Raw genomic sequence first — 14,493 nt, 5'->3', positions numbered from 1 at the left:
GATGAAAGTAGCACTACTTCAACAAGAATTTAAAGGGACAAAAGAGGCGACCATCGCAAAGACACTTGAGCTAATAGCTGAGGCAAAAAAAGGTGGCGCTGATCTAGTTGTGTGCCAAGAGCTGCACCAGACGCAGTACTTTTGCCAAAGCGAGGATACAAATTTCTTTGATCACGCAAATGAGTGGCAAGAGGATGTCGCTTTTTGGGGCAGGGTGGCAAAAGAAAATGGCGTAGTTTTGGTCACTTCGCTCTTTGAAAAGAGGGCTGACGGGCTTTATCACAACACCGCTTTTGTCTTCGAGCGCGACGGCAGCGTGGCTGGCAAATACAGAAAAATGCACATCCCTGATGATCCTGGATTTTACGAGAAATTTTACTTCACGCCTGGTGACATTGGCTTTGAGCCAGTTGAAACTAGCCTTGGTAAGCTTGGCGTTTTGGTTTGCTGGGATCAGTGGTATCCAGAGGCAGCAAGGCTAATGGCGCTAAAAGGGGCGAAAATTCTCATCTATCCAACGGCTATTGGCTGGTTTGAGGGCGATAGTGACGATGAAAAGTCAAGACAGCTTGAAGCGTGGGTGGCGGTGCAAAGAGGTCACAGCGTGGCAAATGGCCTGCCAGTTGTTGCAGTAAATCGTGTGGGCTTTGAAAAAGATGATAGCGGCGTGATGGATGGGATTAAGTTTTGGGGAAATAGCTTTGTTTTCGGGCCACAAGGCGAGCAGCTTTTCCGCGCAAATAGCACAGATGAGCTTTGTAAGATCGTTGAGATAGATATGAAAAGAAGCGAACAAGTTCGCAGAATTTGGCCATTTTTAAGAGACCGCAGGATCGATGCCTACGCAAATATCACAAAGAGGTTTATCGACTAATTTTAAGAGCTAGAATTTCTAGCTCTTAAAATTTAGAATGCTCGTAAAAGAAATATAAATTTATTCTTAAGAAAATATTTTTTTAAGCCTTGATTGTGTAGAATAGTTGCAACTTTACCAAAATGGCATAAAAATATCATATCAAAAAGATACAAAGCTAAATTTATAGAATAAAATAGCCTTAAATTTTTTGAAAGGATTTTAGATGAAAACTACTTCTTTGGCACTTGCTGGATTGCTTTTGGCAACAACACTTTCAGCAAAAGAATTTATCAGTATCGGCACTGGTGGCATGACAGGTACATACTATCCGATAGGTGGAGCGATCTGCCGCTTAGCAAATAAAAATACAGACGTAAAATGCTCTGTTCAATCAACTGGCGGCTCAGTTTATAACGTAAATAACGTCCTTAAAAAAGAGCTTACATTTGGCTTTGTTCAAAGTGACGTCGTCTATGATAAGTATAACGGCACTGGCAAATTTGACGGAGCAAAAGATGAAAATTTACGCTCAGTAGTTGCGATCTATCCAGAGCTTCTTGCATTTGTAGTAGCAAAAGATAGCGGTCTAACAAGCGATCTCTCTTCATTTGCAGGTAAAAAATACAACGTCGGCAACCCAGGCAGCGGTAACGAAGTGAGCACACTTGAGGTCTTTAAAGCAAAGGGCTTTGACGTTTCAAAACTAGGATACCGTGGTGTTTTAACAGTTGGCGAATGCCCACACGCACTAAAAGATAAAAAGATAGATGGATATAGTTTTGTCGTTGGTCACCCAACTGCAAACATCACTGATGCAGCGACATCTTTACCGATCGATATCTTAAACATCGAAGGTAGCGAGATTGATAATCTTCTTAAAGAAAAACCATACTTTGCAAAAGGCGTGATCCCAAAAGGCTCTTATGACGGCGTCGATCACGATGTAAATACTATCGGTGTAAAAGCTGTTTTAGTAACTAGCAAAGATACAAAAGATGAGGCTGTAAAAGCTGTGATAAAAGCTATCTTAGATAACTTTGATGAGTATAAAACTCTTCACCCAGCACTAAAATCAGTTAAAAAAGAGGATCTTGTTCAAGGTCTTTCAGCTCCACTTCACCCAGCTGCAGAGGCTGCGTTTAAAGAGGCTGGTATCTTAAAATAATCCATCTCCAGGGGCTTTTGCCTCTGGATAAAATTTAAATATGCAAATTTCTTCTAAATTTATATATTTAAATTTTAAAGGAGAAAGATGAACGAAGTTAATGACAACGAAGAACAATTTGTCGAAGTAAAGACAAGAGAGATAAATAGCAATTTTTACAACTATTTTATCGCATTTGCGTGTTTCTCTTGGTCGGTTTTTCAGCTTTATATAGCGTATTTCCCACTAAATACTAATATTTCACGCTCTATTCACCTAGCTTTTGCGGTTGGGCTTGTATTTTTGCTCTATCCAGTCACTTTTCATAAAAAGGCTCACTCAAGTTTGCCACTTTACGACCTAGTTTTTTGCGTGGTAGGCGTTGTTGCCGTGCTTTATCCAGCGGTTTATTTTTATGAGCTAGCTGATAGGACAGGGGATTATATCACTCAAGATATCGTCATATCGTTTTTGGCGATCATCGTCTTGCTTGAGGCTGGCAGGCGTGTCATGGGACCAGCACTTCCTATCATTTGTATATTATTTTTGATATATGATCACTTTGGTCCTTATATGCCAGACATCATCGCTCATCAAGGCGCTAGCTTTGAAAAGATCGCAGGGCACATGTTTTTGACGACTGAGGGCGTCTTTGGCGTGCCTATTGGCGTTAGTGTTAGCTTTATCTATCTTTTTGTTCTTTTTGGCTCATTGCTTGAGCGAGCAGGCGCTGGACAATACTTCATAAATTTAGCCTTTTCTCTTCTTGGCAAATATAGAGGTGGCCCAGCTAAGGCTTCAGTCATCGCAAGTGGCCTAACTGGCATGGTTTCAGGCAGCTCAACAGCAAACGTCGTAACCGTTGGTACATTTACCATACCGCTTATGAAAAAAGCTGGCCTTTCACGCACAAAAGCTGGAGCTATCGAGGTTGCAGCTGGCGTAAATGGACAGCTCATGCCACCTATCATGGGTGCGGCTGCTTTTATCATCGCTGAGTTTTTAGGCATGACATATACAAATGTTATGATGGCAGCGGTTATTCCAGCGTTTGCGTGCTATTTGTCGCTATTTTTTATCGTGCATTTAGAGAGCGTGAAGCTTGGACTAAAGGGCATAAATCAGAGCGAATTTCACTCAAGATTTAAAATTTTCGTTAGCGGTCTTCACTATATAACGCCGATCTTGATTTTACTTTACACGCTTTTAATAGCAAAAGAGTCAGCCATAGCCGCAGCGTTTAATGCGATAGGATTTTTATTTTTGATAATGATCTTTCAAAAGCCAACCAAAAAGCTAGCTTCAGGCGAAAAGGTAGGGCTAAACGATGTGCTTCTTGGCTTTGAGGATATATTTTGGGCGATGGTCGCAGCTGCAAAGAGCATGACCACAATAGCCATCGCAACCGCGCTTGCTGGCATCATCGTAGGCTCTATCTCGCTAACTGGCCTTGGTCAAGTACTTTCTGATCTAGTCGAGCTTCTAGCGGGCGATAACATCATGATGATCCTACTTTTAACGGCTCTTATGTCGCTCATCCTTGGTATGGGGCTTCCAACGACAGCAAACTACATCGTCGTCTCAAGCCTTGTTGCACCAGTTATCTTGTTTTTAGCGCATAAAAATGGCTTCTTAATCCCAGCCATCGCCGTGCATCTTTTTGTTTTTTACTTTGGAATTTTAGCCGATGATACGCCGCCAGTTGGTATCGCAGCCTACGCGGCAGCGGGTATCGCCAAGGCAAATCCAATAACCGTTGGCGTGCAAGGATTTTTTTACGATCTAAGAACAGCGATCTTGCCATTTGCCTTTTTCTTTAACAACAAACTTATGCTTATTGAGAGCATAAATACGAGCGATCCGCTTGATTCAAAAGGGATAGTCTGGATGAGCAATCCGCTTGAAATTTTACTCGTCTTTGGCATGGCGATCGTGGGAATGTTTGCCTTTTCTAGCTTGCTGCAAGGCTACTACGTCACAAAGCTTAGGATTTGGGAGAGGTTGCTACTTATACCAGTCGTGCCACTAGCTCTTGTGCCAAATATCTGCGTGAAATTTGGTCTGATGCCAAACGAATACACAGCCTACATCGTGGCAGCTGCTCTTTATGGCTTTGTCTTTATGACTCAGTGGGGCATAAAAGATAAACCGCTTGATCAAATAAGAGCGATTTAACATTAGGCAAGAGCTCTCTTGCCTAAACTTTTAAATTTATTTATAAATTTCTAGTGATTTTGTAAAAAGTGAGAATTTAGGCTTTTAAAGCCTAAAGATCAAAGTTGTTTTGAGCGTTTTAGATCGCCTGCAAACTCGCAAGCGAGCTTATCGCCTAGCTTGCAGCCTTTTACTAAGAAGGTGTAAGCCTCTTTAAATTTCTTAGCTTCTATTAGTATCGAGCCTATCATGCCGCAAGAGTAGCCGTCGTTTTGCTCGCAAGCTTTGTTAAAAAGCTCTCTTGCTTTTTGCGGATCGCTGTTTAGATAAATTCCACCAGCTGCTGAGCAACCCTCTTTTTCGCCACCTTGGCAAGCTTTGTTGTAAAACTCTAACGCTTTGTTGCTATCTGGCACGTCAGTTTTTCCAAGCTGATAGATCGCACCTGCTTTTGCGCATGATCTTGCGTCATTTGCTGCGCAACCTGCTTCAAATTTAGACAAAGCATCAGTGAAATTTGAGTCAGCATAAGCTTTCAAGCCATCTTCAAAGTCGCCTGCTAGAGCGCAAGCTGCAAGAAGCGAGATAAAAATCATTTTTTTCATTAAATTTTCCTTTTGTAAAGTAATATGCAATTTTAACATATTAAATTTACACTTACTTGATGAAAAATAATTACGATTTTAAAATTTGCTCTTGCTCTTTATAATCAGGCATGATGGCTTCTATAAATTTATAAAAACTGCTTTGATGATGCGGATAGAGCAGGTGAGTAAGCTCGTGAAGCACGACGTATCGCACGGCTGAGAGCGGCTTTTCGATGAGCCTTAGGCTTAAGTTTATATAGCCTTTTTTGTGGTTGCAGCTGCCCCAGCGAGTTTTGCTATCTCTTATGACGATGCGACTAACTGGCTTATTGATATGAGGCTGATAGTAGCTTACAAGCTCTAAAAATAGCTCTTTTGCTCTTGCTTTTTTAAAGCGCTCAAGTGCCTTTAAATTTGGCGTTATGATAAATTTATCTTCAAAAAATGGCACATTTACGCTCTCATCAAATTTGATCTTATAAATTTGCCCAAGAAATTTCATCTCATCATCTTTTGGTAAATTTAAAAGAGCTTTTTTATATGAGTTTTCAAGCCAAATTCTGTGCGTTTCAAGAAAGCTAAGAGCCATCTTTTGCGTGCTGTAAAATGGCATAGAAAGCGTGATCTTAGCATCCTTGCCAACTCTTAATCGCATAGATTTCACATTTGTTTTAAAATTTATTAAAACGCTTAAGCCATAAAAGTCTAAATTTAGGCTCTTTTGCCTCAAACTAGGCGTTTTTCTTGCCACTTTTTGCTTCTCCAGCGCCAGGTATTTGCAAGGCCTCTTAGCCACTCATCAGCGCAAAATCCTATCCAAACGCCAACAATGCCCCAGCCAAGGTGTATGCCTAAGAAATATCCAAGCGGCAGCGAAAGCCCCCACATAAATATAAGCCCAGTTGCTAGCGGAAATTTCGCGTCGCCACTTGCACGAAGGGCATTTACGATGACGATGTTAAAGGTTCTGCCAGCTTCTAGCACGATCGAGAGTGTAAAGAGTGGTAGCATTATCTTGCGCAAGCCATCATCTAAATTTAGTGCGTCCATGATCTTATACTTTAAGGCGTAGGCGATCAAAACGACGACGAGCGTGATAGAAATTCCAAGCCACAAGGCTTTAAAGGTTCTTGCGTAAGCCTCGTTAAACTCGCTAGCTCCCACTAAATGCCCCACGATGACCTCGTTTGCCACGCTGATACTTGCGCCACATAGCAAGATGAGAAGTGTGATCTGAAAGTAGATAGTCTGCACGCTAAGAGTTGCCTCGCCCATGCTCGCGATAAAGCCAAAAGCGACCATGTATTGCGCCATCCAGAGTAAATTTTCGCCAGCGCTTGGTAGGCCAACTGAGAGTATTTTCTTTAAAATTCCAAACGGCACGACAAGCAGTCCGCTAAGATAAATTCTAACTTTTGCCACGCGTATGAGCATGTAAAGTAGGACAAAAAGGCCTATTAGTCTGCCCACAAATGTCGAGATAGCAACACCTTGCAGGCCTAAATTTGGCAGATCAAACCAGCCAAAAAGAGCGATGGCGTTGCCAAAGATGGTGATGATGTTCATCAAAACCGAAGTTAGCATCACAGCAGTTGCTAGATTATAGACGCGAAGCACCGCAGCTAGCACCATGCCGATGCCATCAAATAGCAATGCAAAGCCAAGGATGTGAAGGTATGAGAAGCTATCGTTTATGAGATCACTTGGCACGTTTAGTAAATTTAAGATGTTGTAGCCAAAGACGTAGATGATGATGGCTGAAAAGATGCCAAAGACCGTATTTGACGTGATGCTTGCGTGTATGACGCTTGAAGCTAGCTCGTTTTGCTTTGCTCCAAGTGCTTGTGCGACGACGACTGAGCAGCCCATGCTTAAAAAGTTAAAAATGGTCATAAAAAGATCCATCACTTGATTGCCAGCACCCATGGCGCCAACTAGATGCACGCTCACTTTTGTCACCATGTAGGTGTTGATGATGAGCGTTATAAAGTGCAAAAACATATCTAAAAATATAGGTACGACCAGTTTTTTCATAGAAAGATTCATAAATTTCTCCCTTTTTAAATTTTGGGCGATTATAGCCAAATTAGGTTTTAGCTCCCTTTTGATATAATCCAAAAAATTTAAAATTTGAGAGAAAAATGGCATTAATCGACCTGATAGACGTAAGTAAAAAATTTGGCGCAAATGAAATTTTAAACAACGTAAGCCTTAGTGTAAATGAAAATGAAAAGATAGCGATCATCGGTAAAAACGGTAGTGGCAAGAGCACGCTTATGAAGATCATCTCTGGCGAGGTGGCAGCTGATAGCGGCAGGCGTATAGTGCAGAGCTTGATAAGCGTCGAGATGCTAGCGCAAAATCCAAATTTTAACGCCACTTTTAGCGTAAGAGATGCGCTAAATAACGAGCTAAAAGAGATATTTGACGCGATAAGCGAGTATGAAAAGAGCGGCGTCTTACTAGCAAATGAGCCTGAAAACAAAGAAATTTTAAAAGAGCAAGAGAGGCTTTTAAAATTTATAGAGGCAAAGGACGGCTGGAATATCGAGCACAAAATCGAGCGAATTTTGCAAGAATTTAAGCTAAAAGAGTATGAAAATAGACCCATTTGCTCACTAAGTGGTGGCGAGATCAGGCGCGTGGCACTGGGTGCGCTCATCCTTAAAAAGCCAGATGTGCTGCTGCTTGATGAGCCGACAAACCACCTTGATGTCTATATGGTCAAATTTCTTGAAGATATGCTTAAAAACTCAAATCAAAGCATAGTTTTTATAAGCCACGATAGATATTTTATCGATGCGCTCGCTACTAGGTGCGTTGAGGTCGATGATGCAAGCTTAAAAAATTTCGAGGGCGGATATGCAAACTATCTAACTAAAAAAGAGGAAATTTTAGCAAGCCTTGCAAAGTCGCATGAGACACTGTTAAAGCAACTAAAGGCTGAAGAGGAGTGGCTAAGGCGCGGCGTAAAAGCTAGGCTAAAGCGAAATGAGGGCAGAAAAGAGCGGGTGCTTGCTATGCGTGAGGAGGCCAAGAAAAACCCAGGCGTGATAAGGCGAGTGAGGCTAGAGCTTGAGCGTGCGAGTAAAAATTTCAACCAAACGCAGAGCCAAAACCGCAAAAAAATGCTCTTTGAGTTTAAAAATTTAGGCAAAAGCATAGACGGCAAGGTGCTTTTTGAAAAATTTGACGCAAGAGTCTTGCAGGGCGAGAGGATCGCCATAGTTGGGCGAAACGGCAGTGGAAAGAGCACGCTACTTAAAATTTTGCTAGGACTTGAAAAGCAAAGCAGCGGTGAGATAAAAAGAGGCGAGGTAAGTATCGGCTATTTTGATCAAGCTAGAAATGTCCTTGATGATGATAAGAGCCTTATAGAGACATTTTGCCCAAATGGCGGCGACCACGTGCTAGTTCGCGGGCGAAATATGCATGTTTATGGCTATCTTAAAAATTTCCTCTTTCCAAAGGAATTTCTGGATAAAAAGATAGGCGTTTTAAGTGGTGGCGAGAAAAACCGCGTGGCACTTGCGATGCTTTTTACCAAAACTTACGATGTGCTGGTGCTTGACGAGCCGACAAACGACCTTGACATCGCAACTATCAACATCTTAGAGGACTACTTGCAAAGCTTTGAGGGGGCTATCTTGCTAGTTAGTCACGATAGATATTTTGTCGATAAGATGGCAAATAAGCTTTGGGCGTTTGAGGGCACAAAGATAAATGTCTTGCATGAGGAGTATAGCGTCTATTTGGAGCTTGAAGATGAGATGAAAGAGCTTGATAAATTTGAAAAAGAGCTAGCAAATAGCCAAAATGAAGCTAAACAAAAGAGTAAATCTGGCGCAAAACTAAGCTACAAACAAACGCAAATTTTAAACACATATCCAGATAAAATTTCAGCCCTCGAAGCAAGAGTGGCTGAGCTAAACGAGGGGCTTAGTGATCCTAAAATTTATCAAGAAGTGGGGCTAACTAAGCTTTATGAAGAGCTAGAAAGCACAAAAGCTGAGCTTGAAAGCCTAGAAAATGAGTATTTTGAAGTTTTAGAGATCGCCGAGGAGCTAGAGTAGCTTGAAAAAGATCGGTAGGATAAGCGCGCTAAATACGAGAGTTGTTAGGCAAAATTTAGCCACAAGCATGAGCCTTTTGATAGGTAAAGAGAGATTTAGCGGGGTGTTTTCACCAGAGATAGAAAAATATGAAGTAGGCGATCTAGTCAAGATAAAATATAAAAAGGTTGGATTTTTAAATAAGATAGAGACAATTAGGCTAATCGCGACAAATAGAGAAAATTCGGACTTATATGAAAGGTTGAAAAATTTATTTTATTTGATTATGTTTTTATATTTTTCTCTTTTTTTAGTGATGGTGATTTATTATGGGGTTTTAAAGAATTTTAGTATTATTGGAGCTATTTTAGCGTTATGTGCTGTTTGGCTATTAAATACAGTAGTTAGAGTAGTATATTATCAGTTTTTAATTTTTAGATATTTTATATTTGGATAGAACTTTGAAATTTAAATGTATGAAAGGTTTTTGTGCCATGATAAGGTCGCTAAATTTGTTTGAAATGGGGCTAAAATGTTAAAAAAACATCCGCTAATCTCAGTAATAATCGCCATTGTTGTGATATTTTTTGCTACCTACTTTTTTGTCTTTGGGTTAGTTTCTATTTTAGATGACGACATTGGCGATAGTAAAGAGCTAAATAATAGCTTTTTTTACGTCAAAGACGACAAGGTCTATGCCTTGGTGCCAAGTGGTGGTAAATTTGAGCTAATAGGCGTGAGGGCCAGCAAATTTAGATACATTGATACCGGCAAATACGACAACAGAAACGTTGGCGCAAGCGATGAGGCGGTGTATTGCGGTAATCTCGTGATGAGCGGGCTTGATCCAAATGGCGTTAGAGCGCTTGGCAATGGCTACTTTGGTGACGGCAATGTAACATATTTTTGCGATAGCGAAAGCGAGACAAACCTCGAAATATCCGCACTTAAAGAGTTTTGGGACATCCTCTCACATAAAATGTTTAAAACCCCAAAAGCGCAAACCCATATCTATAAATTTAGGCAGGTTGATAACGCAAATTTAGCAGCGATCTTGGGCTTTGGCTACGCAAGTGACGGCGTGAAGGTCTATCATGAGGGCAAAGAGCTAGAGGGCGCAAATGCCAGCAAAATGCGCTACATCGAGCAGGCATCTGGCAGAAAGAGCATACATTTTACGACTGATGGGGAAAATGTCTATTATGACAGCACAAAACTAGGGATCAAATTTAGCCCGCAAATGCGTGATATCGGCGAGATATGGCGCATTCACTATCTTTATGAGCCAAATTCTGGCATGGTCTATGCAAATGATCATGAATTTGACCCAAAATTTGCCCCATACGAGCCACTTTTTAACCTAGAAGACAGGCACACCTATCATGCGCTCTTTCGTGGCAAAGGCGGTATCTATCACTGGGAGCGAAAGTGGCAGTGGTATAACAGCATAGATGAGGGCGAGTTTGTAAGAGACGGAGACGATCCTTTTAAAGGCGAGATAACGCCGCTATATGGCGACGTGGTGATAAGTGATGGCAAGACATATTTTTTAAAAACCTATGAAATTTGGCACAACACAAAACAAGACCACAGCCTAAGCTCACGCCACACGTGTATCGTAAGGCTTGATACAAAAGAGCAGTGGCGAAAGATAGGGCTTGTAAGAAACGATGGCTACGGAGCGGTTTATGCAAACGGAGATAAGACATATTATTTTGATAACGTCGGCTACGGCTGGCGTTTTAACAGCAGTGTTTATGACATAAACGACCTTGGCGTGGTTGAAATTCTCACTCGTCCTTATGGTCCAAATGTTGAGAATTTAAAACTTGATGAGATAGTAAAAATGGTAGATCAAGGCGCTATGACGCCAGCTGAGGGCGAGGTGGTGATCGATGCGATAAGCGACTTTGATGATTACTCGCAAAAATATGCTTACTGGATATTTCTTGCCATTGCGTTTGTGGCCTCGGTAGTTGGCGCTATTTTTAAAAATAAAAATCAAAAAAGCGAGCTTAAAAAAGGGTGGATGACTATAGATAATGAGAAAAATTGCGACTAAGATACTTTGTCTTTTTGTCATTTTGACGCTATTTTTTGTTTTGGCGATGCTTTATCTCTGGCATGAGGGCGAGTATCAAAGAGGCTTTGCAAACATTGATAATAGCGAGTTTTACCGCTCACCTGAGGGTAAAATTTACGTTCAAATTTCAGGCAGTGGCAAGTATGAGCTAAAAGGCGTTGATGAGGCTAGTTTTAGGGTCTTAAAGCTAAAACACGCGTATGATTACTCAAACGTGGCGGCTGATAAAAACAGTGTCTATTGCGCTAGAGAAATTTTGCCTGGTCTTGATCCAAACAGCGCCAAAGTGCTTGGCAATGGCTATATAAGTGACGGCAAGATAAGCTATTATTGCGCCACTAGAAGCGAGAAAGAGGCTGGATTTAGCGAATTTGGCGCCATTATGAAAAACCTTGCTCACACCTTTATAAAAAGCTACGATGAAAGCCCTTATTTTTACAGGGCAAAAAGGGTCGAAAGCACAAATTTAGAGCCTATCTTTGACGCTGGTTTTGCAAGAGACGGAGTTACGCTTTACTACAAGGGCGAAAAGCTTGACGCAGATCCTAGCGAGCTAAGATACATCACGACAGAAAGTGGCGCTGCTAGCGGATATTACACAGATGGCAAAAGCTTATTTATGGGCTTTTATAGGCTTGATGCAAGCTACACAGATGAGACGCGCCGGATATGCTACGATGCTAAGCACGACATAGAATATCTTTTTGAGCCAAAAAGTGGGGCTGTGTTTGCAAATGAGCATAAATTTAGCGCTCAAAATATGCCTTATAGCGCCATTTATAGCGTGGATAACGTGCATTCGTTTTGGCCTCTTTTTGCCAGCAAAGATGGAATTTACTTTTGGGATGGCAGTAAAAACGAACAAACTAAAATTTCAGACTATCAGCTAAAAGGCGAGCTAAAAAGGCTCTATGCTGACGTTTTTGTAGATGAAAGCTCAGCCTATTTTTTACAGCAAGGCGAAGAGTGGCAGCGCTCAAAGCACGGCAGGCACTTAGTGGCACAAACTGTCTCTTTATATAAATTTGCCCCAAGCAGCTCTTGGCGTGAGATAGGGCTGGTAAAAGATGGCGAGTATGGCGCGGTCTATGCAAATGGCGATAAGGTCTATTTTTTTAGCAGTATAAAGCCATTTTATGGCATTAGACATAGCGTTTATGAGGTGGTTGATCTTAGCGTCATAGAAATTTTAACAAGGACGTCTAAAGAGCTTAGCGCAAAAGATATCAGCGAGATGATAAAGCGCGGCGAGCTAGTGGAGGCAAGCGGCGAAGAGGTCGCAAGGTCGAGGATAGAGTTTGACTCGCCAAAGATCATCTTGTATATCACATTTGGCATTGCTTTTTTCGTCATAGTGCTAACAACTCTTGCAAAACCAAAGAGAGATGAAAGAGACTTGAGATAAATTTCAAAGTGGCTATTTTTGGTGGCTGAAGCTTAAAATTTCATAAAAAATTTAAAGAGAAAATTTGACCTATTTACTCTTTTTTGTTATTTTAAGGCAAAACTGAAATTTATAAAAAGGAGAAAGATGTTTAAATTTCAAAGGTCAAAATTTAACAATTCAGTATTTATCCCATCGCTTATTGTCATATTTTTAATAGCGGCATTTGCAGCGATATTTCCAAATTTCTCAAATGAGTTTTTTAAGGGTATGCAAAACTACATCGCGGCCAAATTTGGCTGGTTTTATATCCTAGTCGTTGCCGTCATACTGCTAAGCGTCATCATTCTTGGCTTTAGTAAGCTTGGCGAGATCAAGCTTGGAGCTGATCACGTAAAGCCAGAGCACAAAAATATCTCGTGGTTTTCTATGCTTTTTGCTGCTGGCATGGGCATAGGTCTAGTGTTTTTTGGTGTGGCTGAGCCGCTCATGCACTATCTAAACCCACCAGTTGGCGACGCACAAACTATCGCAGCGCAAAAGCTTGCGTTGAATATCACATTTTTTCACTGGGGCATGAGCGCATGGTCAGTTTATGCTATCGTAGCGCTAATTCTAGCCTTTTTCTCGTATAGACACGGCTTGCCACTAACGCTTAGATCGGCGTTTTATCCGATCATCGGAGATAAAATTTATGGCAAGATAGGCAACGCTATCGATACATTTGCCGTCGTAGCGACCCTTTTTGGCGTGGCGACATCGCTAGGATACGGCGTGCTTCAGGTAAATGCTGGCCTTACGCACGTTTTTGGCCTGCCGACTATGCATATCACGCTTCTAATAGTGCTTTGTTTTGCAGCTACCATCTCAGCGGCAAGCGGCGTGGATAAGGGTATCAAAATCTTATCAAACGCAAATATCGCGCTAGCTATATGTTTTATGTTTTTGATACTATTTTTGGGCGATACGACGCAGCTTTTAAAGTCGTTTGTGCAAAACAGCGGCGACTACGTCTCTACGCTCATCTCAAACACTTTTAACCTCTACGCCTACGAGAGGCAAAACGAGAGCTGGCTTGGCGGTTGGACGCTGCTATACTGGGCTTGGTGGCTATCTTGGTCGCCGTTTGTGGGGCTATTTATAGCTAAAATTTCAAAGGGCAGAACGATTAGAGAATTTGTGATCGGCGTGCTTTTAGTGCCAACTGGCTTTACTTTTGCTTGGATGAGCTTTTTTGGTAACTCAGCGATTGCGCTTGTTCAAAATGGCTTTAGCGAGCTAGCAACGACTGTAAATTCCGACTCAGCCTCAGCACTTTTTATGTTTTTGGAGAAATTTAGCTTCTCAGGCGTGCTAAGCGTGATTGCAGTCTTTATGATCGTCATATTTTTCGTAACTTCCGCTGACTCTGCGGCGATCGTGATGAATATGCTTTGCTCAAACGGCAAGGATGATACACCAGTTTGGCAAAAGGTCTTTTGGGGCGTTACAGTGGGCGTCGTGGCGGCATTTTTGATGCTAGCAGGCGGTCTTGGCTCGCTTCAAGCACTTACGATCACCACAGCACTGCCATTTTCCATAGTGCTACTTGGTGCCATTTATGGGCTATTTAAGGCGTTACGTGTGGATCTAACCAAAAAAGAGACAAATAACTTTAGCAACATGCCTATTAGTGATCTTTCAAAGCCGTGGCAAGAACGTCTAAGTGCGATCATCACGCTGCCAGGCAAGAAAGATGGCAAGAAATTTTTAAACGAAGTCGTGCTAAAAGCTTTTAACGAGCTAAAAGAGGAATTTGCCAAAAACGGCCTTGAAGCAAATGTTACAAATGGCGAAAATTTTGTAAATTTAAATGTCGGACTTGGCGACGAGATGGACTTTAGATATGGCGTCTATCTCACTAAGAGCCATAGTCCAGACTACACCAGAGAGCTTGACGGCGACGATCTTTACTACAGGGCTGAGGTCTATCTGAAAGAGGGCGGTCAGGACTACGACGTGCTTGGCTGGAGCGAAGCCACGCTGATAAACGACGTCATCGAGCAATACCGCAAACACATGCAGTTTTTACACGTCGTTAGAGAGTAAATTTGAGTGAAATTTGCCTAGATTTTTAAAATTCTGGGCAAATTTACAAATTTAATCTAGTTATTTCATAAATTTTAAAATTCCACTTACTCGCAAGAATTGGCTACTAAAATTTGGTAGAGGCTTATTATTTACTATAAAGGTT

General features: G+C 41.5%; 11 protein-coding genes. 8 read left to right on the top strand and 3 right to left on the bottom strand.

Annotation, left to right across the window (positions count from 1 at the left end; translation table 11 throughout):
* Nucleotide 1 precedes the first annotated feature (1 nt).
* From CVS89_RS06150 to CVS89_RS06140, 3 genes are all read left to right on the top strand, one after another.
* A complete protein-coding gene (locus CVS89_RS06150) occupies nucleotides 2-874 on the top strand; it encodes a carbon-nitrogen hydrolase (RefSeq protein WP_107848380.1) in 873 nt (290 codons plus the stop codon).
* A 205-nt stretch (nucleotides 875-1,079) separates the two neighbouring features.
* Nucleotides 1,080-2,021 (top strand): TAXI family TRAP transporter solute-binding subunit, encoded by a 942-nt coding sequence (locus CVS89_RS06145; protein ID WP_002940425.1) that lies wholly within the window; start codon nucleotides 1,080-1,082, stop codon nucleotides 2,019-2,021.
* A gap of 87 nt (nucleotides 2,022-2,108) precedes the next feature.
* Nucleotides 2,109-4,175: a TRAP transporter permease gene (locus tag CVS89_RS06140; RefSeq protein WP_107848379.1), complete on the top strand. Its 2,067-nt coding sequence runs from the start codon at nucleotides 2,109-2,111 to the stop codon at nucleotides 4,173-4,175.
* A 98-nt stretch (nucleotides 4,176-4,273) separates the two neighbouring features.
* Here the strand turns inward: CVS89_RS06140 and CVS89_RS06135 are convergent, their stop codons facing one another.
* The 3 genes from CVS89_RS06135 to CVS89_RS06125 all read right to left on the bottom strand — a co-directional run bounded on the left by CVS89_RS06135 (nucleotide 4,274) and on the right by CVS89_RS06125 (nucleotide 6,787).
* A complete protein-coding gene (locus CVS89_RS06135; RefSeq protein WP_107848378.1) occupies nucleotides 4,274-4,759 on the bottom strand; it encodes a tetratricopeptide repeat protein in 486 nt (161 codons plus the stop codon).
* A gap of 70 nt (nucleotides 4,760-4,829) precedes the next feature.
* Nucleotides 4,830-5,471, bottom strand: a complete 642-nt coding sequence (locus tag CVS89_RS06130; RefSeq protein WP_233091243.1) for a M48 family metallopeptidase — start codon at nucleotides 5,469-5,471, stop codon at nucleotides 4,830-4,832.
* The gene (locus CVS89_RS06125) at nucleotides 5,468-6,787 is read right to left on the bottom strand and encodes an MATE family efflux transporter (protein ID WP_107848377.1); all 1,320 of its coding nucleotides are present in this window, start codon (nucleotides 6,785-6,787) and stop codon (nucleotides 5,468-5,470) included. Before CVS89_RS06125 ends, CVS89_RS06130 begins: the two co-directional genes overlap by 4 nt.
* Before the next feature lie 95 nt (nucleotides 6,788-6,882).
* Between CVS89_RS06125 and abc-f the strand changes: the two genes are divergently transcribed.
* The 5 genes from abc-f (at nucleotide 6,883) to CVS89_RS06100 (ending at nucleotide 14,348) form a co-directional block, all read left to right on the top strand.
* Nucleotides 6,883-8,814 (top strand): ribosomal protection-like ABC-F family protein, encoded by a 1,932-nt coding sequence (abc-f, locus tag CVS89_RS06120; protein WP_107848376.1) that lies wholly within the window; start codon nucleotides 6,883-6,885, stop codon nucleotides 8,812-8,814.
* A 67-nt stretch (nucleotides 8,815-8,881) separates the two neighbouring features.
* A complete protein-coding gene (locus CVS89_RS06115) occupies nucleotides 8,882-9,250 on the top strand; it encodes a hypothetical protein (protein ID WP_199907219.1) in 369 nt (122 codons plus the stop codon).
* 75 nt (nucleotides 9,251-9,325) lie between these two features.
* Entirely contained in the window at nucleotides 9,326-10,855 is a 1,530-nt protein-coding gene (locus CVS89_RS06110; protein ID WP_107848374.1) for a DKNYY domain-containing protein, read from the top strand.
* Nucleotides 10,836-12,281 (top strand): DKNYY domain-containing protein, encoded by a 1,446-nt coding sequence (locus tag CVS89_RS06105; RefSeq protein WP_107848373.1) that lies wholly within the window; start codon nucleotides 10,836-10,838, stop codon nucleotides 12,279-12,281. Before CVS89_RS06110 ends, CVS89_RS06105 begins: the two co-directional genes overlap by 20 nt.
* Before the next feature lie 126 nt (nucleotides 12,282-12,407).
* Nucleotides 12,408-14,348: a BCCT family transporter gene (locus tag CVS89_RS06100; RefSeq protein WP_107848372.1), complete on the top strand. Its 1,941-nt coding sequence runs from the start codon at nucleotides 12,408-12,410 to the stop codon at nucleotides 14,346-14,348.
* The last annotated feature ends 145 nt before the right edge of the window (nucleotides 14,349-14,493 follow it).

It is taken from the genome of Campylobacter concisus (assembly GCF_003048615.2).
GTDB lineage: Bacteria > Campylobacterota > Campylobacteria > Campylobacterales > Campylobacteraceae > Campylobacter_A > Campylobacter_A concisus_C.
The sequence above is the reverse complement of the archived record's forward strand: the minus strand, read 5'-3'. Positions and strand labels throughout refer to the sequence as shown.

What these genes read in the sequence shown, in the direction of transcription:
- CVS89_RS06150 (WP_107848380.1), top strand. Translation starts at nt 2, where the DNA reads ATGAAAGTAGCACTACTTCAACAAGAATTTAAAGGGACAAAAGAGGCG.
- CVS89_RS06145 (WP_002940425.1), top strand. Translation starts at nt 1,080, where the DNA reads ATGAAAACTACTTCTTTGGCACTTGCTGGATTGCTTTTGGCAACAACA.
- CVS89_RS06140 (WP_107848379.1), top strand. Translation starts at nt 2,109, where the DNA reads ATGAACGAAGTTAATGACAACGAAGAACAATTTGTCGAAGTAAAGACA.
- CVS89_RS06135 (WP_107848378.1), bottom strand. Translation starts at nt 4,759, where the DNA reads ATGAAAAAAATGATTTTTATCTCGCTTCTTGCAGCTTGCGCTCTAGCA.
- CVS89_RS06125 (WP_107848377.1), bottom strand. Translation starts at nt 6,787, where the DNA reads ATGAATCTTTCTATGAAAAAACTGGTCGTACCTATATTTTTAGATATG.
- abc-f (WP_107848376.1), top strand. Translation starts at nt 6,883, where the DNA reads ATGGCATTAATCGACCTGATAGACGTAAGTAAAAAATTTGGCGCAAAT.
- CVS89_RS06115 (WP_199907219.1), top strand. Translation starts at nt 8,882, where the DNA reads ATGAGCCTTTTGATAGGTAAAGAGAGATTTAGCGGGGTGTTTTCACCA.
- CVS89_RS06110 (WP_107848374.1), top strand. Translation starts at nt 9,326, where the DNA reads ATGTTAAAAAAACATCCGCTAATCTCAGTAATAATCGCCATTGTTGTG.
- CVS89_RS06105 (WP_107848373.1), top strand. Translation starts at nt 10,836, where the DNA reads ATGAGAAAAATTGCGACTAAGATACTTTGTCTTTTTGTCATTTTGACG.
- CVS89_RS06100 (WP_107848372.1), top strand. Translation starts at nt 12,408, where the DNA reads ATGTTTAAATTTCAAAGGTCAAAATTTAACAATTCAGTATTTATCCCA.